The 23,281-nt window shown below is 38.1% G+C and carries 13 protein-coding genes; 8 read left to right on the top strand and 5 right to left on the bottom strand.

The annotated features are described in order from the left end of the window. Window position 1 precedes the first annotated feature (1 nt). The gene (locus tag CA834_RS07815) at window positions 2-1,156 is read right to left on the bottom strand and encodes a glycoside hydrolase family 53 protein (RefSeq protein WP_206186859.1); all 1,155 of its coding nucleotides are present in this window, start codon (window positions 1,154-1,156) and stop codon (window positions 2-4) included. 383 nt (window positions 1,157-1,539) lie between these two features. Here CA834_RS07815 and CA834_RS07810 point away from each other — a divergent pair, with 383 nt between their 5' ends. Further along, window positions 1,540-3,120: a solute:sodium symporter family transporter gene (locus CA834_RS07810; protein ID WP_094968124.1), complete on the top strand. Its 1,581-nt coding sequence runs from the start codon at window positions 1,540-1,542 to the stop codon at window positions 3,118-3,120. Window positions 3,121-3,195: 75 nt separating this feature from the next. Here CA834_RS07810 and CA834_RS07805 read toward each other — a convergent pair whose 3' ends face one another. The 4 genes from CA834_RS07805 to CA834_RS07790 form a co-directional block, all read right to left on the bottom strand. Beyond that, window positions 3,196-6,063, bottom strand: a complete 2,868-nt coding sequence (locus CA834_RS07805; protein WP_094968123.1) for an alpha-amylase family glycosyl hydrolase — start codon at window positions 6,061-6,063, stop codon at window positions 3,196-3,198. An 85-nt stretch (window positions 6,064-6,148) separates the two neighbouring features. After that, window positions 6,149-7,336, bottom strand: a complete 1,188-nt coding sequence (locus CA834_RS07800; protein ID WP_094968122.1) for a SusE domain-containing protein — start codon at window positions 7,334-7,336, stop codon at window positions 6,149-6,151. Window positions 7,337-7,362: 26 nt separating this feature from the next. Further along, entirely contained in the window at window positions 7,363-8,961 is a 1,599-nt protein-coding gene (locus CA834_RS07795; protein ID WP_165764775.1) for a RagB/SusD family nutrient uptake outer membrane protein, read from the bottom strand. A 37-nt stretch (window positions 8,962-8,998) separates the two neighbouring features. Continuing rightward, window positions 8,999-11,914 carry a SusC/RagA family TonB-linked outer membrane protein gene (locus CA834_RS07790; protein ID WP_094968121.1) on the bottom strand — a complete coding sequence of 972 codons (2,916 nt, stop codon included), beginning with the start codon at window positions 11,912-11,914 and terminating at the stop codon, window positions 8,999-9,001. A 275-nt stretch (window positions 11,915-12,189) separates the two neighbouring features. Here CA834_RS07790 and CA834_RS07785 point away from each other — a divergent pair, with 275 nt between their 5' ends. The 7 genes from CA834_RS07785 (at window position 12,190) to CA834_RS07755 (ending at window position 23,247) form a co-directional block, all read left to right on the top strand. Further along, a complete protein-coding gene (locus tag CA834_RS07785; RefSeq protein ID WP_094968120.1) occupies window positions 12,190-13,236 on the top strand; it encodes a LacI family DNA-binding transcriptional regulator in 1,047 nt (348 codons plus the stop codon). Window positions 13,237-13,366: 130 nt separating this feature from the next. Continuing rightward, window positions 13,367-14,725 carry an MFS transporter gene (locus tag CA834_RS07780; protein WP_094968119.1) on the top strand — a complete coding sequence of 453 codons (1,359 nt, stop codon included), beginning with the start codon at window positions 13,367-13,369 and terminating at the stop codon, window positions 14,723-14,725. Further along, entirely contained in the window at window positions 14,718-15,380 is a 663-nt protein-coding gene (gene pgmB / locus CA834_RS07775; protein ID WP_094968170.1) for a beta-phosphoglucomutase, read from the top strand. The genes CA834_RS07780 and pgmB overlap by 8 nt, the downstream gene beginning before the upstream one ends. A gap of 35 nt (window positions 15,381-15,415) precedes the next feature. Continuing rightward, window positions 15,416-17,722 (top strand): glycoside hydrolase family 65 protein, encoded by a 2,307-nt coding sequence (locus tag CA834_RS07770; RefSeq protein WP_094968118.1) that lies wholly within the window; start codon window positions 15,416-15,418, stop codon window positions 17,720-17,722. Window positions 17,723-17,754: 32 nt separating this feature from the next. Continuing rightward, a complete protein-coding gene (locus CA834_RS07765) occupies window positions 17,755-19,704 on the top strand; it encodes a glycoside hydrolase family 13 protein (RefSeq protein ID WP_094968117.1) in 1,950 nt (649 codons plus the stop codon). A gap of 81 nt (window positions 19,705-19,785) precedes the next feature. Continuing rightward, window positions 19,786-20,763 carry an alpha/beta hydrolase gene (locus CA834_RS07760; RefSeq protein WP_094968116.1) on the top strand — a complete coding sequence of 326 codons (978 nt, stop codon included), beginning with the start codon at window positions 19,786-19,788 and terminating at the stop codon, window positions 20,761-20,763. A 51-nt stretch (window positions 20,764-20,814) separates the two neighbouring features. Beyond that, on the top strand, window positions 20,815-23,247 hold the full coding sequence (locus CA834_RS07755) for a TIM-barrel domain-containing protein (protein ID WP_094968115.1): 2,433 nt from the start codon (window positions 20,815-20,817) through the stop codon (window positions 23,245-23,247). Window positions 23,248-23,281: the final 34 nt, after the last annotated feature.

Raw genomic sequence — 23,281 nt, 5'->3', positions numbered from 1 at the left:
ATTACTCGTTAAAGGCCCTGTTATAATAAGTAATGCCTAATGTGGCTTTACCGTCATTGTCAAATAAGGTAGCATTATCCCAATGAGACCCTTGGGCCCAAAGCGTTGAACAAGAGGTTGAAATCCAAGCGGGCTCCCAATAGATTAGACCCTCGCCTCCAGCATTTTTTATAATGGTATGGAGTTGATTCAAATAATCTAACTGTCCTTGCTGAGTCGCTGGAATATTATTAGTTAATGCGGTTGGTCCCATGATATTGTTGGCCGTATCAGCATTTGTGAACGTAAATGGATAGGCGGTTTCAACAATCATAAGCCTTTTGTTATAGGTGTTGATTAATGTTGCCAAAGGGGTCTGAACTTCGCTTAGGTCATAATCGGACCAGGTCGGATAATACGAAAGTCCAATCCAGTCAAAATCAGTAATGCCATTGTCGGTAGCCTGTTCAAACCACCAAAGGCCATTCTCGGGCTGGGCAATATGTAGCATAACGTCAATGGGTTTATTCTTATCTTCCGAAATTGCCCTAACAGCTTCGATACCTTTGTTTAACAAATAAGAATTTCTTTCCCAGTCTATAGGCCAAACCAATTCGCCTTGTTGCAGAATCATACCATTTATTTCATTTCCAACTTGTACGATTTCTGGTAATAGATTAGCATTAGACAGATTGTTTAGGGTTTCGTAGGTGTAGTTATATAAGAGGTTGCCTAGGGCTTCTGTATTGTTGATTTCATTTGCCCAAGCGGCAGGAATCTCTTGCTTGTCAGGGTCGGCCCACGTGTCACTATAATGAAAATCCAAAAGGACTTTCATACCTTGAGCTTTGGCACGGCTAATAGTCTGCGCGACATCATCATAATTTGAATAATTGGTCCAAGTAGGATTATGCCAAAGTCGTACACGTACTAAATTTGCACCTTCCTCTTTAAATAGTTTATAGACATCTTCAACAGTACCCATTGTGTTTTTATAGATAGCTCCACAATCCTCCATTTCATTAACATAAGATAAATCTGCACCGAAATAGAAGCTAATCGGATTTTCCGTTCCATTAGCTGTGCTAGAATTTGCGTTAGTATCTGAGTTGCATGATGCTGTAAGCACTAAAAGCATTGTAATTTGAAGCTTACGTAGCATTCTATTTATAATCATATACAATAAGTTTTAAAACTTCAAAGTGTTCTAGGTTTTGCTAATGTATAAAAAAGATAAGCATACTAGTACCTACCAGTTTATTTATATATTTGGTTCATAATGAATGTGATCTTAATATTGATTGAAAGACCTTGAATATAAGAACATAATAGTAGTCATAGAAACAAGCAATAATGAAGGTCTTGTAGAAAAGATGAAAAGTTGCCCTATGTAAGCTTTATATGGTGCCCGTTTCCCGTATCGAGGGTTGCTTTATTTATGTCTTTTTGGGTAATAAAACTGTTTTGTTGAGACTTTAACCAATTAGAAATTTGAAACAGTTAAGCCTGTTGATGTTAGGAATATGTCATAAACAATAATCAATCAAAAATCCAAATGTAATGCAGTTTCTAACATTTATCGGCTTCACTTTATTTGTGGCTATAATATCCTATCTGAAGACAAGATCTACCAAGGAGTCAACTGAAGAAGGTTATTTTTTAGGCGGCCGCAGTTTAACCGCTGGTGTTATTGCAGGCTCTCTTTTATTGACCAATCTTTCAACAGAACAAATTGTTGGGTTAAATGGCTCTTCCTATCAAAGTGGATTATCTGTCATGGTATGGGAAACCTTAGCAGCCATAGCCATGGTGTTAACGGCCGTCTTTTTATTGCCGCGATACTTAAAGGGGGGTCTAACAACTGTTCCTGGTTTTTTGGCGAAACGTTTTGATGTCACAACCAAAACATTGACCTCAGTTTTGTTTCTTTCGGGTTATGTCGTGGTTTTGCTACCTGTAATTTTATATTCAGGGTCTATAGCGATTAGCGGTATGTTCAATGTTCCGGAATTGTTTGGGGTAACTTACACGCAATCGATTTGGATTTGTGTTTGGGGAATTGGTATTATTGGTTCCATATATGCCGTTTTCGGTGGACTAAAAGCTGTTGCCATTTCAGACTCAATAAATGCTATCGGATTATTGCTCGGTGGCATTTTAATTCCAATTTTTGGTCTAATCATGATTGGTGATGGCAATATTTTAGAAGGACTATCTACCTTAACAGCTGAAAACCCCGAAAAATTTAAATCCATGGGTGGTCCAACTGATCCTGTGCCATTCTATACCATTTTTACAGGTATGATGCTCGTGCAATTGTTCTATTGGGGGACCAACCAACAAATTATTCAGCGTGCACTCGGTGCTAAAGACTTAAAGGAAGGCCAGAAGGGGCTATTGTTAGCGTCATTTATAAAAATTTTAGGACCAATTATTGTCGTACTACCTGGTATAATTGCTTATCACATCTTTCAAGGAAATTTAGAGAGTGGCGATAATGCCTATCCTATGTTAGTTAAAAAAGTCCTTCCAACAGCTTGGGTAGGCTTTTTTGCAGCAGTATTGTTTGGCGCCATTTTAAGTTCTTTTAATAGTGTCTTAAATAGTTCCGTGACGTTATTCGGAATCGATATTTACAAACAGCATATCAATAAAGAGGCTGATGAGAAAACGGTTGTGAAATACGGAAAACTATTTGGTATTATTTTGGCTATTGCAGCCATGTTTATAGCACCACTGTTATTAGGTCAGGATAGTTTATTTGACTATCTACAAAAGGTAAACGGTATTTATAGTATTCCAATACTAACTATTATTGTAGTTGGATATTTAACAAAATATGTCCCTGCAATCGCAGCAAAAATTGGACTTATCTCTGGAGTTATATTATATATAAGTTACATCCTAATTGAAGCGTTGTATCCTAAAGTTTTTGAAGGACTGCACTTTCTAGACATCATGGCTATTTTGTTTTTGCTCAATGTCGCTATTATGCTTGTAATAGGTAAACTCAAACCACGCGAAGAAGTCTTTGTGCAAGAGTATACGAAACAAGTGGATATTGCACCTTGGAAATATGTAAAGCAAGCAGGCTTGGGAATCTGTATTTTAGTTGTGTTTGTATATGCCTACTTTGCTTAGGTTATGAGTTCTTTGACTTAATAAAAAAAGAGCCTCCCATCGGGAAGCTCTTTTTGCTCAATTAACACTTAATAATTAGAGCTTGACTAACTTGGTTGTCATGGTTTGATTATTATCATTTTTTACTTTCACAATATACATGCCTGTATTGAGGGATGAAATATTAAAAGTATCGGTTCTGGAAAATGTGCCATGGAATGACTTCACTTGTTTTCCTGTTAAATCATAAATTTCAACATGGCTTACATTGGTGTTAATGCTGAATTCCGTCTGTGTTGGGTTAGGATAAACACTGAAATTGTAAATATCATTTTCATCGACACTTAAAACATTGGAAGGACGATTTCCTAAAATTCTAAACTGTCCAGGAGCAATAGAAATACTAGCGGTGGAGTTACTTACTGTTGTATTTCCAGTAGCGTCCATTAAGTCATACCAGGTAGAGGTGAGCCCACCAGGAAAATTGGTATTAATATTCTGTGTGGTAACGTCAAAATTTGCTAAAACAATGACATGACGCAACTCAGTTGTTGGAATGCCAGTATCAAAAACTTCTATGCGTGGCGTATAGTTTGACGAACTGGAAGTGATGGTATAATCACCTTCAAAAACAGGTTCTTCAATTTTTAATTTGTGCAGTTTAGACCAGTCATCATAAATTTGTCTGCGAAGCGCATCTCCTAGCCAATTTTCTACCCATTGCGGTTGTGGCTTGGTGTCGAGTTTACAGCCATCATTGCCAATGTCGACAGATCCATCGCTACATGTCCAAATCGAATTATCCATCCCTAAGTCGCCAAAGTGCCAGAGCATTTTAGGACCTGGAACCATAACAGATACTGCTCCCAATGCGGACATACGAGATAATGCTATATTTAAATCCGTAACATCATGTGCAGGATTTGAAGCATTGCCAAAGGCGATATTCTTATACATTAAACGCTCTTCATCATGACTTTCTGGGTAACCAACCACTCTTGGGCCGTTAAATCCTGTATGAGCATTATGACCTATTCTAGTAATATCTTTGTTACCATTTTGTCCCATGGTGAGTTCGTTATAGGGATCAGTCATTTTTCCCCACATCATAATGCCTTTGCCTTCATCTAGGCGATAATTAGCCCACTCCTTTTCTTCGTTGTCAGTGCCTAAATGTTCAAAAATGACATAGTGTGTATCATCTAGTAACCAAGAATAGTCGGCATATTCCTTAAGTATGTCTATACGGTCTTGTTGATAGTTATTAGTGCACGTCTCATTACTCGCTGTACAATTTTGGGTAAACCCTTTAGTGAGATCCCAACGAAAACCATCAATTTTATATTCTTCAATCCATTGTTTAATAACTCGCCGAACATATTCTTGAGTTAAGTCCAGTTGGTGATTATAATCATAAAAAACACTATAAGAATGTTGAGCGTCTTCATTAAAATAAGGGCTATTGGAAGTTGGCTTACCCGTAGTATTATCAAACCACATGGCTACCTGCGCGCTTGGAAAGTCTGCATGGTTCAGGGCAATGTCCAATATGACAGCTATACCGTTCTGATGAAAGACATCAACCAGTTCTTTGAACTTTTCAGGAGATCCATAGGTCTTATCTAAGGCCATATGAAATGAGGTATTGTAACCCCACGATAAATTCCCATTAAATTCCATAACTGGCATCAGTTGAATCGCATTGATATTTAAATTTTTAAAATAATCTATACGATCAATAAGATCTTGGTAATTGCGGTCAGCATCAAAATCCCGAACAAGAAGTTCATAAATAATAAGGTCTTCTTTTTTGGGTTTCACAAAATTAGGAACCTGCCAATTGTAAGGCGCTTGGCCTGTTTTTAAAACGGTCATAAAGCCTTCCTGTCCAGCAGGGTATGTAGGTAAATTGGGAAAAGTCGATGCCGGAATAAATTGATCATTAAAGGGATCTAATATTAAGGTAGAAAAGGGATCTGCAACAACCACAAATGGATTTGCTCCGGCGGTCTCGTCCGTATCAAATACCCAATACTGGTAGATTTCATCTTGCCCAGGGGTTAAGCCAGTAATTTCTAACCAATATTTCCCTGTATTTGGATCGCGCTTCATGATATCCGCATTTGTAGGGTTGTAGTTGTTCCAACTGGCTGCAACAGCAATAAACTCTTTATCTGGTGCAGTAAGAACTAAAGTTGCCCTTGTATTATCTGAACTGTAATTAATACCGTCTACTAAATTTACGGGTAAATTTTCCTCAATTACTGTAGGCACTACTATTACTTCTAGAAATGCTTCGGCGGACTCAGTGTCATTAGGAGCAGGTGGTGTACCTACGACTCTTATTGTACCATTTTCAGTGATATTGGAAACCTCACCGTTACAATTAGGAAAACTGCAATTACCAGAATCTACAAGTACATCATTAAAGTATATTTCAAAGGCTCCTTGTACGGTGGTTGAGCCTTGGAAATTAATTATAGATGTTACGGTTAAATTATCCCCTGAATTAACAAATGCAAAGTCAGTATTTGGACTAATAATTTCAACAACGACGCGTCCTACATCTTTAAAATTATCACCAGTTTGATTAGATCCATCCTGAGATTTGATAAGATACCCAATACTTGAAATCCCTGTATTGTCAAAAAAATCTTGAGGGAGACCAAAATCAAAGGTATAGGTGCCGTCTCCATTATTTGTAAATTTCGCTGTTTCTGGAGAGTTTCCAAAATCAAATCCTATAGCATCTGGATTGTTGATTTGATTGCCAGAAGAATCAAAATGCCAGGCCCATAAATAGATATCTGATACACCCCATTCGGCTACAGGGTCAAAATTAGACACGGTTAAGGTGACGTTTTCATCTTCGTTAAAAAATTCTGGATTCCAAGTGAAGGTTTGAGCATCAACAAATGAGAAAAAGAGCAATCCAGTAAAAAGTAAGAACGTATTTTTATTCATAGCGTTTATAGGTTAAAAAAAAGGCCATGTTTGCATAAACACAGCCTTTAATTAATCATTCATTAAATCAATTACAATGGTTAGACTACTCTAAAGTTATGGTTAGGTTCATAGTGTCAATCGTAGTATAATATTGACCTGATGTTCCTACGAATTTAAAATTTAAGTCGCCGTCTTCCGCATTTTCCAACTTGGGGTCTATGGTATAGCCTGCATCAGCAAAGAACGGATAGTTTTGACCTGACCCCCAGTCTGTAGCTGTGGTAAAGAATCTAAAGTTAGCATCGCCATCAGAAGTGTAATTTACCCAACCTGCATAGACACCATTATCTTCACACATTAATTGAACTGGAGTTCCCCAATCCCAACCTGCGTCCGGTAAACCTGCACCTACGGCCCACATTTGGTCTAAATCACAGGTACCTAGTGGTGCTGGATCTGATAAGGTAATTGTCTTATTAACAGCGTCAAGTGTTAGTAAGTACTTACCACTATCTCCAGTAAACAAGAAATTATTATCTCCATCCATAGCGTCTTCAAACCTATCATCAATAGTATAACCAGCATCAATAAATCCAGGGTAGTTAATACCTGATCCCCAATCAGTCTCAGTAGTGAAGAATCTGAAATTACCATCCCCGTCCACATTATTGATTAGGTCAACGTTGACGGTATACACATTAGTTCCTGAACAAGTTACCTCTTGAGGTGTTGCCCAGTCCCAACCTGTAAATTTAATACCTGCTCCAACCAAGAAATATTGGTCAAAATCGCAAACAGGAACAGGATTACCAGTACTTTCTTCAGGTAAGAATAAGGTTAGCGCCTGAGCTGGACCAATATTTTCTAAACCTCCATCTCCAAGAAATGAGCGCAGCCTAAAATAGACATCACCTGTGTCTGGGTTTTCTGTTAATGGATCATTGTCTAAACCAGCTTGAGCAGCATATGACAGCATATCGCCAATAGTTACGGCGATTTCGTTACCCGTTGTGGCTCCTACGGTTTCAGAATCACTAAAGTCGCCAGTTATGGATTTTTGTAATTCGTAGGTTACATTTGTCGGCACATTTAGTGCGGCACTGCTCCAAGTGAAACGTTCCCCTAAATTTCCTGACGTTTGTGGCGTCAAAATATATTGAGATGAAAACGTATTGGTGAAACTCAATTCGCCATTATTATCTGTTGTGAAAACGACGTCATCTTCTGTTTCACAACTGTTAAAACTTATTAAGGCAAAGATGAAAAGGCCTAAGATTGATATTTTTTTCATTTTTATGATAATATTTAATGTATTAGTTAGTAACCAGGGTTTTGTTCTAAGTTTGTATTCAGACTTAAATCGGTTTCAGGAATAGGCATTAAGTCTCTGAAAGCTTCAGTAGTGACCCCTTGCTGAACACCACCTTTCCATTGCCAAACACCTTGATCCGAGAACTGACCAAATCGTACTAAATCGGTACGTCTGTGACATTCCCAATATAATTCTCTGGAACGCTCATCTATAATAAAGTCTAATGTTAAATCGCCTTGTGTAATGTTTCCACTTGTATCACCATAGGCTCTTTGACGAAGTTCATTTATGTAAGAGACTGCTGTAGAAGCTGATCCGCCACCTCCTCTTAAAACTGCTTCTGCATACATCAAGTATACATCTGCTAATCTAAACATAGGAAAATCAATATCCGTGTGATCGCCGGATGCATCCGAACCAGGAACACCATTAACGTCTACATTTCTATACTTGGCAACCGCATAACCTTGATTGAATGGCCCTACTTCTTCAATATCTTTATTTTGACCATCGGTATATAACAATGCTCTACCATCAGCAGAATTTTCCTCATTAGGGAACTGTTCCACGAAAGTTGGGGTAGTCCTGATACCAAACCAACCGCCGTTAATGCCGAATTCAGCAGGATTCATAGATCCGCCTACAGGCGCATGTGTTAAAAAAGTCATGCCTCCAAAGGCTTGTGTCCTTAAGCCATCGAAAGGAATGGTGAAGATGACCTCTTCTTGCGCTCCGTTAGAATCATTATCTGCCAAGAATAAATGGAAATAAGGAATTTGCGGAATGGTATAGCCTGCATTAATGATATTTTCGGTGTATGTTATGACATCGTTGTATCTGGGTGTATTTGTATAGACCTCTGCATTTAGATACAGTTTGCCCAATAACATCCATGCTGCTGCACGATCCGCACGTCCATATTCGTTTTGGCGCGGCGCCGCCATTTCATCTACAATGTCAAGCAATTCAGACTCGATATAATTGAACAAATCAGCTCTTTGAATTTGTTGTGGTAAAAATGCCCCAACTGCATCATTTTCTGTTACGAATGGAGGGTTAGCAAACAAATCCATTAGATGCCAATAGGAAAGTGCTCTCATAAATCGGGTCTCGGCTCTGAATACCTGAATTTCAGCTCTTAAGTCGGCATCTACACCGCGACTGCTTAACTTGTCATCTGTAGTTTGGCGCAGAAATTCATTCGTTAAAGATACCTGATACATCAAACGAGTGTACATCGTTCTAATAAATTCATTTCCTGCTGTCCATACCTGTCCGTGTAAGTCCTGAATGGTACCGTCATTCCAACCGATTATCGCTTCATCAGTGGTCAGTTGTTGCATTTTCCAGTAAAGTCTCAAATAATTTGAGAAACCTTCATCTAGACCTGCCAAGTCTGGTGAACCTGCGGGGCCTTGTTGCCCACTTAAGGAAATCCCGGCATATATTTTTGCCAAGAACTCTTTATAAGCTTCAGGGTCCTCAAAGGCTTGGTCAGCTGTAATTCGCTCGTCCTCTGGCAGTAGATCTAGCCGGTCTTCACAAGACTGGGTAAAACACACTAGCAACAAGACGGCGAAAACCGTTTTAAATGTTCTTTTCATCATAGCTTTGTTGTTTATATTAATTATTCTCATTTTTTTAAAATGTAAAGTTAAGACCTAATACAACATCACGTGTTCTTGGGTAAAAGTTGTTTTGAATTCCATTGCCAATCTCAGGGTCTAAGCCACTATACTCTGTAATAACAAATAGGTTAGTTGCTGTTAGAGACGTTCTGAGTGTCATTTTTTCGAAAGGAATGGTATACCCTAAGGATATATTGTCCAATCTTACGAAATCTGCACGTTCTATATATAAATCAGAAAATAAATTTTGGTTTGTAAATCCTGTATCCAATACGCTGGCGTGTCCATTAGCGAGATAACCAGGCTGATTGGTTATAGCATTAAGGTTACCTGTATCGGAGGCGTTGTTGTTATAGACGTAGTTGCCAAAACTTCCTCTAAACGTAAAGTTAAGGTCAAAATTCTTATAACGAAGATTATTGGTCCATCCAATAAATGCATCTGGTGTTGCTTTTTTGTACGGTTGTCTGTCCGCTTCTGTTATCTGGTTGTCACCATTAACGTCTACATAAGAACCTTCAATTGGGTTCCCTTCATTATCATATACCTGTCTGAAAACAAAGAAGGTCGTAGGATCGAACCCTGGCCTAAGGATTTGTATGTTATTACCTACACCACCAGAAATACCTCCTACGAGGAAAAAGGCATTAGGGTCATTATTTAGACTAAGTCGGGTGACTTCTTGTTCCTGAAAGGTGACGTTAAAATTCGTATCCCATCCAAAATTTTCTTTTTGGAAAATTACACCATTAACCGTAAGCTCCAAACCTCGACTGGTTATTTCCCCAACATTAGTCGTAATTAAATCTCTTAAGTTAGATCCAGAGGGTACAGGGACTGTAGCCAATAGATCTTCAGTTTCTCTGTAATAGAAATCAATGGTACCCGATAAGCGATTGTTAAAGAATCCATAATCTAATGCGACGTTGTATTGTGTGGTCTCCTCCCATTTGATGTTTTCATCAAATCCTTCAGGTCTAAGTGTGCGAATAAAGATAGGTTCGCCATTGATGGTGGTGCCGAATTGAATATTAGCCTGATCGTTTCGTGATGGTGTATATATCCCCTGGAAGCCGTAATTCTGTCCAATTTCCTGCTGACCGGTTACCCCCCAACCTGCTCTCAACTTAAGGTTAGAGAAGAAGGAGTCTTGCATCCATGATTCATTCATAAGCTTCCAGCCAACGGATACTCCCGGGAAATTACCAAAGCGATTGTCTTCACTAAATCTAGATGAGCCGTCACGTCTAAAACTAGCTGAAATTAAATACCTATCGGCTATATCAAAACTAGCTCTGGCAAAATAGGACAATAGAGCATTTCTATTTATATCAGTATCGATGGTGGTATTTGGTCCAGAAACCTCATCAATATCAGTTCTTATGTAAAATTCTTGGAAGGCATGACCCGCAGTAATATCAATGTTGGTATTGATAGACTCGACAAAGGTTTTATAATTTAACAAGAAATCTAATGACGTATTTCGGTTTAATCCCTGTGATTGACCATTAAAATTAAAGGCTCCAGCGTTGTTAGGGTTTGCCGGAGCAAATCTAAAACCACTGTTTTCTGCGTAATCAATACCTCCATTTACACTAAGTTTTAAATCTCGTAAAAACCAAAAATTGTAATCTATATTAAAGTTACCTATAAATCGCTGAATGGTCTGTCTATCCTCTGTTTCAGCTAGGGTGAACAATGGATTGGCTGGCGCCAAGTTGGCGGTTGTACCGTACTGGTAAAAACTGCCGTCTGGATTCCTAATTGGTTGTGTGGGATCAAATCTTACAGCAGCTCCAATAGCTCCATCTTCGGCATATTGGTACTCATCTTGGATACCACGAGCGATAGCTGTTATTTTTAAATCATTATCTAAAAAACGATGAACAAAGGAAGTATTAAAGCCATTACGCTCGTATAAATCACCTAAGAGCGGTCCTTCCTGAGAAACGTGGTTATAATTTACCCTAAAGCTAAAGTTTTCGTAACCTTTAGAGGCCGTAATATTATGAATCGCACCTATTCCGGTGGTATAAATTTCATCTTGCCAGTTTGTATTGGCATTGCCAAATTCAGAGGGGTCAACACCATCGGCTTCAGCCACTTGTCTGTACTGCGCAGCACTTAAATTATCTACTGTATTGGTTATGCGTCTCGTAGAGGCTTGTATACCGTATTCTAATTTCAGAGGTTGGTTTGCACTACCTTTTTTTGTGGTTATTAAAATAACACCGTTTGAGGCACGCGAACCATAAATAGCCGTGGCAGAGGCGTCCTTAAGGACCACAAAATCCTCAATATCCGCTGGGTTAATGGCATTTAAAGCATTTCTAGACCCTTGAGCACCACCGCGTTGGTCAATTGGTAATCCGTCAATTACTATCAAAGGATCATTAGTAGCGCCGAATTCAGTACCTATAGATGCACCACCCCTAATTCTAATTTCACCGCCTTCACCAGCTGCACCACCGCCTGTAGTTACGCGAACACCAGCTGCTTTACCAGCAATAAGCTGTTGTGGTGCCACAATAGCACCACGGTTAAAGTCTTCGTCACCGACCTTTTCAACGGCACCCGTAGCATCTTGCTTGGTGGTTGCACCATAACCGATAAGAACCACTTCGTCTAATTGAGCGGCGTCCTCGACCAAAGCTACATCGATAGTGGCCTGTCCACTGAATAGTATTTCTTGTGGGGTGTAACCTAAATAAGATATGACAAGGGTTTCTCCTTGACTTACTTCTAATGAGAAATTTCCGTCGAAATCAGTGGATGTTCCTCTAGAAGTACCCTTTATAATGACGTTAACGCCAGGTAAAGGCATTGCGTTTGCTTTATCTGTTACGGTACCTGTGACGGTTGTTTGAGCCATCAGCGTTGCTGGTACCATAATTAAAATTACGAGTAAAGCATTTAAGAATGTTTTCATACAAAGTTTTTAAATTAATTGCTTAGTTAATTGATTATATTTTCACTTCTTTGGGTTAAAAATATGTAAATTTACCATGTCCGCAGTGTTAAAAAAACTGACATATGTCACGAAAACGTTTTCGTGTTAAAAACTTTTTAACAAAAATTAACATTAGGAGAAATTTATAGAAAAATTAAGAATTTCACAATATATGAAAGTTAAAATTATTCATACCGTAATATGATATCTTATATTTAGCCTGAAATTTTTAGATTTTTTGAGTATAAGATGCCATGAAAAGAAAAATTACTTTAAAACAGATTGCTAGAGAATTAGACGTTTCTATATCTACCGTTTCGAAGGCGCTACGGAATAGTCCGGAAATTAGTGAAGACACAAAGCAAAAAGTTCAAGCTTTTGCCAAGCTATACAATTATAAGCCCAATAACATTGCTTTAAGCCTTAAGAACAGAAAAACCAATACTATAGGTATTATCATACCAGAGATAGTACACCACTTCTTTTCAAAAGTCATCAGAGGTGTTGAGTTGGTCGCCAATAAAAGAGGTTATAATGTTATTGTTGGCTTGTCTAACGAGTCCTTTTCTAAAGAAGTGATAAATATGGAAATGTTAGCAAATGGCAGTATAGATGGCTTTATTTTATCCATTTCAAAAGAGACATTGCAATTGCAGGATTACCATCACTTTAATGAAACCATGGACCAAGGTATGCCAGTGGTTATGTTTGATCGTGTGGTTTCAGACATTAAATGTGATAAGGTTATTGTGAACGATTTTGGCGGTGCAAAACGGGCCGTGGAAAAGTTGATCTCTAACAACTGCAAACAAATTGCATTAATTACTACCAAGGATTACGTAAGTGTAGGTAAGTTGCGGACACAAGGGTATATGGAGGCTTTAAAGGAAAGTGGTTTTGAATTGAAATCGAGCTTAATATTAAAACTTGATGACCGTTTGGATTACGAAGTTCATTTAGAGGCTCTTGAAAAGGAAATAGAACAGTTGTTTAAATCCAATACAGCCATAGACGGTGTATTTGCGGTCAATGAATTGTATGCGCTTTCCGCCATGAAGGTGGCACGCAAATTAGGGTTAGAGATACCTAGGGATGTGCAGGTGATCGGTTTTACGGATGGGGTGTTGTCCAAACATTCTACGCCTAGTCTAAGCACTGTAAGTCAACATGCACAAATCATGGGAGAAAGAGCTGCGGATCTTTTAATCAATAAATTGGAAACGGTTAGTACAGAAGCTGAAGAAGAATATCAAACTATTGTTATTGAGACGGATTTAATTGAAAGGGAATCTACCAAATAGAATTTTAACATTGCCAATTTAAAATCATTACCTATATTTACCCACAAATCAAAACTTATATTTTCACTTCTTTCATAAGTTTTGATAAGCTTTGCTTGTCAGAATAGTATTAATCAATAATATACTATTTATGCAAAAGCGTAGGTTAAGCTTTTGGGAAATCTGGAATTTAAGCTTCGGGTTCCTAGGGGTGCAAATGGGTTTTGCCCTTCAAAATGCCAATGCAAGTCGAATTCTTCAAATTTTTGGTGCGGATGTACATGAATTATCTTGGTTTTGGATAGTTGCGCCTCTGACGGGTTTGATAGTGCAACCAATCATTGGCCATTACAGTGATAGAACTTGGACCAAGCTTGGACGACGTCGGCCTTATTTTTTAATAGGTGCTCTATTGGCCTCATTGGGTCTAATATTGATGCCTAATTCAGATATGTTCACCGCATACATGCCAGCCCTTTGGGTAGGAGCAGGAATGTTGATGATTATGGATGCCTCCTTTAATGTGGCCATGGAACCGTTTCGGGCGTTGGTCGCAGATGTTTTGCCGTCGGATCAAAGAACTCTTGGATTTAGTGTGCAGACCATTTTAATTGGTATAGGCGCGGTCATAGGTTCTTGGCTTCCTTATGTACTAGCCAACTGGTTTGGTATTACCAATGAGGCAGCTTCAGGTGAAGTGCCCCTAAATTTATTGTTATCTTTTTTTATTGGTGCAGCCGTTTTAATAGGCAGTATTTTGGTTACGGTATTTACAACCAAGGAGTATTCGCCCGAAGAGATGGAACTCATCCATACCGCCGCTGGTGAACAGCTCATGGAAGAAGAATCATCAAGTCTTTTAAACATCTTTTCAGATTTTGCCAAGATGCCAGAGACTATGAAGCAACTGGCATGGGTGCAATTTTTTTCGTGGTTTGGTCTTTTTGGAATGTGGGTTTTTGCCACGCCAGCCATAGCTTCACATATTTATGGTTTGGATATTTCAGACACCCATAGCAAGGGCTTTCAAGATGCCGGCGATTGGGTGGGTATCTTATTTGGGGTTTATAATTTGGTTTCTGCGATTTACGCTTTTTTCCTTCCAGCTATTGCCAAGAAAATAGGGCGAAAAAAGACACATTCCTATTCTTTGATTATTGGTGCTTTAGGCTTACTGTCACTATATGTATTACCAGATAAAAATTGGTTAATCTTATCTATGGTAGGTGTGGGTATTGCATGGGCAAGTATTTTGGCAATGCCATATGCCATTTTAGCTGGGTCTATTCCGGTTCGAAAAATGGGAGTCTATATGGGTATATTCAATTTCTTTATTGTACTACCCCAAATTTTGAATGCCTTAATAGGAGGTCCAATGGTTAAATACCTTTATAATGACAAACCAATTTTTGCCCTTGTCCTTAGTGGATTTTCTTTCATTATTGCAGCTTTACTGGTAACAAGGGTTAAGGATGTAGATGATTATGTAATTTTAAATGAAAATGAGTAAGAAAAGGAAAGGATTTATATTTGATCTTGATGGTGTTATCGTAGATACGGCTAAGTATCACTTTTTAGCATGGAAACGACTTGCTAACGGACTTGGTATTGATTTTTCGGAAAAGGAAAATGAACAGCTCAAAGGAGTAAGTCGGGTGCGCTCATTAGAAAAGATTCTATCTTGGGGAAATAAGACATTGTCTGAAGCGGAGTTTGAGAAATTAATGGCACTTAAAAATGAGGACTATTTATCTTATATTAATAAGATGGATGAAAATGAATTACTACCAAATGTAAAAAAGACACTGCTGTATTTAAAAGATAAACACCAAGCTATTGCCTTAGGGTCTGCAAGTAAAAATGCAAGATTTATAATCGAGAAAGTCAATGTAGGCCAATTATTTGATACCATAGTAGACGGCACGGACGTCAGTAAGGCAAAACCTGACCCAGAGGTATTTCTGATAGCGGCAAAATCTTTAAAAATATCCCCGGAGAACTGTATTGTTTTTGAAGATTCTGTAGCCGGCATCGATGCAGCAAACGCCGCAAACATGATTTCCATTGGCATAGGCGAACCAGATGTTTTAGGTCGTGCCCATTATATATTTAAAGACTTTACCCAGATTTCGGAGGAGTTTTTAAATGAACTTATTAACGCATAAAAATCAAGGTGTCTAACGATACCTAATAAAATATTATGAATCTAGATTATATAATTCCAAATAATTGGTCAATCATAGAGGAAGAATTCAATCCAGACCAAGTTAAAGCTTCAGAGAGCCTATTCAGTATTGGTAATGGTGCTATGGGCCAGCGGGCTAATTTTGAAGAACGCTATTCAGGACCAACCTTTCAGGGAAGTTATATTGCTGGAGTGTATTATCCAGACAAGACAAGAGTTGGTTGGTGGAAAAATGGCTATCCAGAATATTTTGCTAAAGTACTCAATGCCCCTAGTTGGATTGGAATTGACGTATTTATAAATGAGGAAGCCCTAGACCTATTTAAGTGCAAGAAAGTAGAGAATTTCAAGAGAGAGCTTAACATGAAAGAAGGTTGGCTCCTAAGAAGTTTTAATGCAACGCTGCAAAATAATTTGGAAGTAGAGGTGGTTGTAAAGCGTTTTCTGAGCTTAGATATGGATGAATTAGGCGTTATTTCTTATTCGGTTAAGCCACTCAACGCTTCGGCCAACATTACGTATCAACCATATATCGATAGTGGTATTACCAATGAAGATAGCAATTGGGATGATAAATTCTGGGATACGCTTAGTGTATCACAAAAGGATACAAGTGCGTTTATACAGGCTAAAACCATGAAGACCGAATTCTATACCTGTACCTTTATGGAATCGGAATTGTTTTATAATGATAAAAAGTTAAATATTACACCAGATGTAGATAAGGCCTCTACACACATAGCATTTGCCTACAGCACAAAAGTTAACCAGGGCGATGTACTTTCCATCCACAAATTTGGTGGTTATACCGTAGATAGAAATCATGATAAATATGAGTTGGTTACCGCGGCCAAAGCCGTATTGGATAAAGCTAAACATTTAGGGTTTTCGGCCTTATTAGAGAACCAAAAACAGGCTTGGGCTAGAATATGGGACATGGCTGATATTACCATAGAAGGTGATGTTAAGGCCCAACAAGGGATTCGATTTAATATTTTTCATTTGAATCAGACCTATTTGGGAACCGATGCACGTTTAAATATAGGACCGAAAGGATTTACTGGCGAGAAATACGGCGGCAGTACATACTGGGATACTGAGGCCTACTGTATTCCGTTTTACATGGCCACTAAAGATCAGAGTGTTGCGCGCAATCTTCTTGAATACCGGTATAACCATCTTCAAAAAGCAATAGAAAACGCTGAGAAGCTTGGTTTCTCAAATGGCGCAGCCTTGTACCCCATGGTTACTATGAATGGCGAAGAATGTCATAATGAGTGGGAAATCACCTTTGAGGAAATCCATAGAAACGGGGCTATCGCATTTGCTATTTACAACTATCACCGCTATACGGGAGACTATAGTTATATTCCAGAAAAGGGATTGGAAGTTTTGATAGCTATAGCTCGTTTCTGGCACCAGCGCGCCACATTCTCCACAGATAAAAACAAATATGTCATTCTTGGAGTAACCGGACCTAACGAATATGAGAATAATGTGAATAATAATTGGTACACCAATTATATAGCCAAGTGGTGTATAAAATATACCGTAGAGAATATTGAAAGGATAGAATCTGAGTTCGGTATAGACTATACGCGGATTATGAACAAGGCGAAATTATCCAAATCTGAAATTAAGGATTGGATGGAAGTAGCTGAGGGAATTTATTTTCCATACTCGGAAAAGCACGAGGTTTTTTTACAGCAAGATGGGTTTTTAGATAAGGAATTGATTACAGTCTCCGAACTAGATCAGTCGCAACGGCCAATTAACCAAAAGTGGTCCTGGGATCGCATACTGCGTTCACCTTATATAAAGCAGGCCGATACATTACAAGGGTTTTATTTCTTTGAAGACCATTTTTCTACTCACGAATTGGAGCAGCATTTTGACTTTTACGAACCATTTACCGTTCATGAAAGTTCATTGTCCCCGTGCGTACACAGTATTCAGGCGGCAAAGTTAGGGCGTATGAACCAGGCCTATACGTTTTATTTAAGAACATCACGCTTAGATTTGGATGACTATAATCACGAAGTACATGAAGGCCTACACATTACCTCAATGGCAGGAACTTGGATGAGTATTGTTGAAGGATTTGGAGGTATGCGTGTTAAGAATGACAAGCTTACGTTTGAGCCTAAAATCCCTGAACAATGGGACGCCTATTCCTTTAAAGTCAATTTTAGGCATCAAATTATTAAGGTAAACGTCTGTAAAGGTCACACACATTTTGAGTTGGAAGGTAAGCACGATTTGGAAATTATAGTAAATGGTAAAACGATACTAATTTCTCCAAATAATTTGGTGACCGTGTAAAACGATTCAAAAGATATTTTAAAACTACAATTATGAAACATATTCAATTTAAGCTTTCAATTTGTATCATGATTTTAATGTTGTCGTGTAAGGATAATGTTAAATCTGAAATGGATACCTCCCAAAGCGAGAGCACAATTGAGATTTCAAATGATATATATAAAATTGAACCACCACATTGGTGGACGGGTTTTAAGAATCGGCAATTACAATTACTGGTAAAGCACGACAATATAGGAAACTACACCGCACAAATTTCACATCAAGGTATTGCTTTAAAACAGGTGCATAAAGCAGATAGTCCAAATTATCTCTTTCTTGATTTGGAGATAGCAGAGACAGCTACCCCTGGAAAATTTAATATTGTTTTTAGAATAAACAATAAACCAGAATTGGTTCAGACCTACGAATTAAAAAAGCGTCAAATTCCTTCAGAGGAGTATGTGGGCTTTAACAGTTCCGATGCCATATATCTTATTACACCAGACCGTTTTGCCAATGCTAATCCAGAAAACGATTCCTTTGAGTTCTTAAACGAACAAGGTACTGACCGAACTGATGGTTATGCAAGACATGGTGGAGATATCCAAGGCATTACGGAAAATTTAGATTACATAAAAAACCTGGGCTTTACCGCTATTTGGCCAACGCCATTGTTAATCAATGACATGCCAAAAGGCTCCTATCATGGATATGCAATGACAGATTATTACAAAGTTGATCCTCGCTTTGGTACTTTAGATGACTATAAGACCCTTGCTGATGAATTACGTCAGCGTAATATGAAGCTTGTGATGGACCAAGTCGCTAATCACTGTGGTTTAGAACATTGGTGGATGAAGGATTTACCTTTTAAGGATTGGGCTAATTATCAAGACCATTATCTCGAGAATATCGATAGATGGGACTCGCAGGTGACTATTCATTCTAACCATAGGCGCACCACTAATCAAGATCTTTATGCATCCGAAAAAGATTATCAAGGTATGTCAGATGGTTGGTTTGTGAAAGATATGCCCGATTTAAACCAGCGTAATCCTTTTATGGCCAATTATATTATTCAAAATAGTATATGGTGGATTGAAACTCTTGGTCTGGGTGGTATACGTCAAGATACTTATCCATATCCCGATAAGGAGTTTATGAGCAATTGGGCTGGAGCCATTATGACTGAATACCCTAACTTCAATATAGTTGGTGAAGAATGGTCTAGCAATCCATTACTTATAGCCTATTGGCAAGATGGTCATGAAAATTCAGATGGATACGACTCTAATCTGCGTTCAACCATGGATTTTGCCATGCAAGAAAAAGTAGTCGCTGGGCTTAAAAACGAAGAAACTTGGGGTACGGGACTTAAAGAAATTTATGTGGCTTTAGCCAATGATTTTAATTATACCCGACCTGAGGATATTATGGCGTTCCCGGATAACCATGACATGAGCAGAATATTCACCCAATTAGATGGTGATATTACAAACACTAAAATGGCATTGAGCTATTTGGCAGTATTGCCGCGTGTTTTTCAAATGTACTACGGTACCGAAATATTGATGGACGATTTTGCAAAACCTGGCGACCACGGTTTAATACGCACCGATTTTCCGGGAGGTTGGGCTAACGATTCAACAAACGCATTTACAGGTGAAAATCTAGCTGAGTCCAAAAAAGACATGCAGGCTTTTGTATCTAAGCTTCTTAATTACAGAAAGTCTAGTGAGGCTATTCATACGGGCAAAACCATGCATTTTGCACCAGAGGACAATACTTATGTTCTAGCACGCTACAATAAGGAAGAAACTGTGTTTCATATAATGAATAAGAATGAGGAGCCTTATGTGTTGAAGTTAGACCGATTTGAAGAATTAGCCCTCAATGGAAAAACGCTTAAAAACCTGATGACAGGCGAAACCGTAGTATGGTCAGATACATTAGACCTAAAAAATAAAGGAAGTTACCTGTTTACGACAAAGTTGGATTAAAAATAGTAATCTTCTATTATCTACTTCGGGAGCCTTTAGAAATGTTTAATTTTTAAAGCCTGTGAAGTCGTTTAGAATAACATGAAAAAATTATTAAAAATAGGAATCCTGTGTTTACTCATCCTTTCATGCAAAAACGAAAAGCAAGATAGTACTGGGTCACAAAGCGATACAAGCATTCCAAAAATTAAATTTGAAAAGCTTCATTCTACCGTACTTGCTTCAGGACGATTATTTAGGGCAGATAGTTTTCCATCTCAATATATAACACCAAGACCAGTTGACGTTTGGCTACCCGAAAACTATTCTGAAGAAAGGAAGTATGCCGTGTTGTATATGCACGACGGACAAATGCTTTTTGATAGCACTACATCATGGAATAAACAAGAATGGAAAGTCGATGAATGGGCGAGTCAATTAATGTATGATGAAAAAATAAATGACTTCATTGTTATCGCCATTCATAATATACCACAAATCCGTTGGCAAGATTTATATCCAGAAAAATCCTATGGTTTCATGCCAGATTCCCTTAAAGTGTACATAGAGAAAAACGCAAAAGGGAATAATTTCAGCTTAGATTTTAAAGGTGATGACTATTTGAAGTTTTTAGTAAAGGAATTAAAACCCGTTATAGATATGCAATATGCCGTGCATACAGACTCAAATAACACCTTTGTTATGGGTTCAAGTATGGGAGGCTTAATGTCGATGTATGCGATTTCTGAATATCCAAATGTTTTTGGCGGCGCAGCTTGTCTATCAACCCATTGGCCAGGTGCTATGCCGCAAGATAATAATCCATTTCCTGAAGCTATTTTTAGTTATATGGATGCGAATTTTCCTGTGGCTGGAAATCACAAGGTCTATTTCGATTATGGGGATAGAACCTTAGATAAATATTATCCGCAATATGCACCAAGAGTTGATGCTGTTTTAAAAGCAAAAGGATTTGATGAAGAAGATTACAGAAACTTATTTTTTGAAGGCACAGACCATTCGGAGAATTCTTGGAATCAACGTTTGGATAAGCCATTGTTGTTTTTATTAGGAAAATAAACTAAAAATCTAATTTGTTATGCTGAACTCGTTTCAGCATCTCAACGTTTTATGAAAAATTCAATACACATAGTTTTAGCACTGTTGCTGTTTCATTTCAGTTATACCCAAAATCCCAATCGGATTTATAAATCGCATAATGAAGAAGACAATATATTTTCCGTCATCACAAGCGATGGAAAATATAGCTTTACATTTTATTCTGAGGATATTCTGGAAACTACATTTATACCACATGGCGAAGCACAGAATACGACTTCCCATGCTGTAGTAATGTCTTCCAAGAAACCGGTGCCATTTAGTTACGGGTATTTTGGAAAGGACATTAGTATCGGCACTAAGGGTATATCCGTAACCATCACGACAGACCCCTTTAAAATTGCCTACATGTATAACGGAGAACCCATTATTTCTGAAAAACGTGGTTATTTCAAAAGCCAGCATGAGACGATGGAAATGGTAAAAGGTAATATCATTGCTGATTCAACTGAAAAAATAGAATTCAATCTTACTAAAGACGAAGTCTTATATGGTGGAGGTGCAAGAGCCTTAGGTATGAACCGACGAGGCAACCGCTTACCGTTATTTAATAGGGCACATTACGGATACGAAACCGAATCTAAGTTAATGAACTACACCATGCCTATTGTACTATCATCAAAACAATACATGATTCATTTTGATAATGCACCAATTGGTTATTTGGATTTGGACAGTAAAAAGGACAATACCCTTACTTATGAAACTATTTCTGGTCGTAAAACCTACCAGGTTATTACAGGTGAGTCGTGGTACGATATTTTAGATAATTATACCGATTTAACGGGAAAACAACCCATGCTGCCGCGTTGGGCTTTGGGTAATTTCTCCAGTCGATTTGGATACCACACACAAAAAGAAACAATTGAAACCATTACTAAATTTAAAGAAGAGGAGATTCCAGTTGATGCCATTATTTTAGATTTGTATTGGTTTGGTAAGGACATTAAAGGCACTATGGGAAATTTAGAATTTGATAAAGATTCGTTTCCCAACCCAAATCAAATGATTAAAGATTTAAGGTCTAATGGTGTGGAAACCATCCTGATTACCGAACCGTTTATACTAACAACTTCGAAGCGTTGGGACGAGGCTGTTAAAGAAGATATTCTGGCTAAAGACTCACTTGGTAATCCTGGCACCTACGATTTCTATTTTGGAAATACTGGTATTGTTGATGTCTACAGTGATAATGGAAATGCTTGGTTTAAAACTATTTATAAAGATTTGTCAAATAAAGGTGTCACAGGATTTTGGGGCGATTTAGGGGAGCCTGAAGTTCACCCAAGTTGGATACAACATGCTAGCGGAACGGCAGATGAGGTGCACAATATCTACGGCCATGATTGGGCTAAATTGGTATATGAGGCCAGTTTGGAAGCTAATCCAGAGTTAAGACCATTTATATTGATGCGTGCTGGATATTCAGGCTCGCAACGGTATGGCATGGTGCCTTGGTCTGGAGATGTTAATAGAACATGGGGCGGGCTGCAATCACAGCCAGAAATCGCATTGCAAATGGGAATGCAAGGTTTGGCTTATATGCACAGTGATTTAGGTGGGTTTGCTGGCGCTAATCTTGATGACGAACTCTATGTACGATGGTTACAATACGGTGTTTTTCAGCCTATTTACAGACCGCATGCGCAGGAAGATGTGCCAAGTGAACCTATTTTTAGGAGCGAAAAGGCGAAAAATCTAGCAAAAGAAGCCATCCAAATGCGTTATAGAATGTTACCGTACAATTACAATTTGATGTATGATAATAGCCAACACGGCAAACCCTTAATGCGGCCTCTGTTTTTTGAAGAGCCATATAATGAAGAATTATATAGTTATTCCTCAACCTATTTGTGGGGACAAGATATTTTGGTATCTCCTATTTTAGAGCCTGGAAAGAAGCTTCAAGAAGTATATTTTCCAAAAGGCTCAGACTGGTTTGATATTGAAAATGATGAATTAATAGAAGGAGGTCAGACCCAAACCGTTGCGCTAAATGAAGCCATTATACCTACATACATAAGAGCAGGTGCTTTTATTCCTTTGGCAAAACCTATGCAAACTACTAAAGACTATGATTCTAGTTTTATTCAATTGCAATACTATCATCATGACGCTATTGAAGAATCAGAACGTACGTTTTATTTTGATGATGGTAAAACAGTTGAGGCTTTTGAAAAAGGAAAATTTCAAATCTTAGAATTTGAAGCAGAGATCGAAGGTCGCTGGCTAGAAATCGACTTTGAAGCAGAAACAGGCACAAATTATAAGGCAGAAAATAAAACCATAGAGTTGGTTATTCATAATATAAAGGATATGCCAAAGCGTATTAAAATTAACAATGATAAGGTCAATGGCACGTACAATAAAAAATATAAAACCTTGACCTTAAATATTATTTGGGATACCAACGAGGAAAAAGAGATTAGAATTAAATTGAAATAATAAAATTGAATGACTAGGTCAGGCTGAGCGCAGT

The sequence above is a fragment of the Winogradskyella aurantia genome, from assembly GCF_002266855.1.
Lineage (GTDB): Bacteria > Bacteroidota > Bacteroidia > Flavobacteriales > Flavobacteriaceae > Winogradskyella > Winogradskyella aurantia.
The sequence above is the reverse complement of the archived record's forward strand: the minus strand, read 5'-3'. Positions and strand labels throughout refer to the sequence as shown.

Excerpts from the sequence above, each read along its gene's own strand:
- CA834_RS07765 (WP_094968117.1), top strand. The coding sequence starts at position 17,755 with ATGAAACATATTCAATTTAAGCTTTCAATTTGTATCATGATTTTAATG.
- CA834_RS07755 (WP_094968115.1), top strand. The coding sequence starts at position 20,815 with ATGAAAAATTCAATACACATAGTTTTAGCACTGTTGCTGTTTCATTTC.
- CA834_RS07795 (WP_165764775.1), bottom strand. The coding sequence starts at position 8,961 with ATGAAAAGAACATTTAAAACGGTTTTCGCCGTCTTGTTGCTAGTGTGT.
- CA834_RS07785 (WP_094968120.1), top strand. The coding sequence starts at position 12,190 with ATGAAAAGAAAAATTACTTTAAAACAGATTGCTAGAGAATTAGACGTT.
- CA834_RS07780 (WP_094968119.1), top strand. The coding sequence starts at position 13,367 with ATGCAAAAGCGTAGGTTAAGCTTTTGGGAAATCTGGAATTTAAGCTTC.
- CA834_RS07805 (WP_094968123.1), bottom strand. The coding sequence starts at position 6,063 with ATGAATAAAAATACGTTCTTACTTTTTACTGGATTGCTCTTTTTCTCA.
- CA834_RS07760 (WP_094968116.1), top strand. The coding sequence starts at position 19,786 with ATGAAAAAATTATTAAAAATAGGAATCCTGTGTTTACTCATCCTTTCA.
- CA834_RS07810 (WP_094968124.1), top strand. The coding sequence starts at position 1,540 with ATGCAGTTTCTAACATTTATCGGCTTCACTTTATTTGTGGCTATAATA.
- CA834_RS07800 (WP_094968122.1), bottom strand. The coding sequence starts at position 7,336 with ATGAAAAAAATATCAATCTTAGGCCTTTTCATCTTTGCCTTAATAAGT.
- CA834_RS07790 (WP_094968121.1), bottom strand. The coding sequence starts at position 11,914 with ATGAAAACATTCTTAAATGCTTTACTCGTAATTTTAATTATGGTACCA.
- pgmB (WP_094968170.1), top strand. The coding sequence starts at position 14,718 with ATGAGTAAGAAAAGGAAAGGATTTATATTTGATCTTGATGGTGTTATC.
- CA834_RS07815 (WP_206186859.1), bottom strand. The coding sequence starts at position 1,156 with ATGATTATAAATAGAATGCTACGTAAGCTTCAAATTACAATGCTTTTA.
- CA834_RS07770 (WP_094968118.1), top strand. The coding sequence starts at position 15,416 with ATGAATCTAGATTATATAATTCCAAATAATTGGTCAATCATAGAGGAA.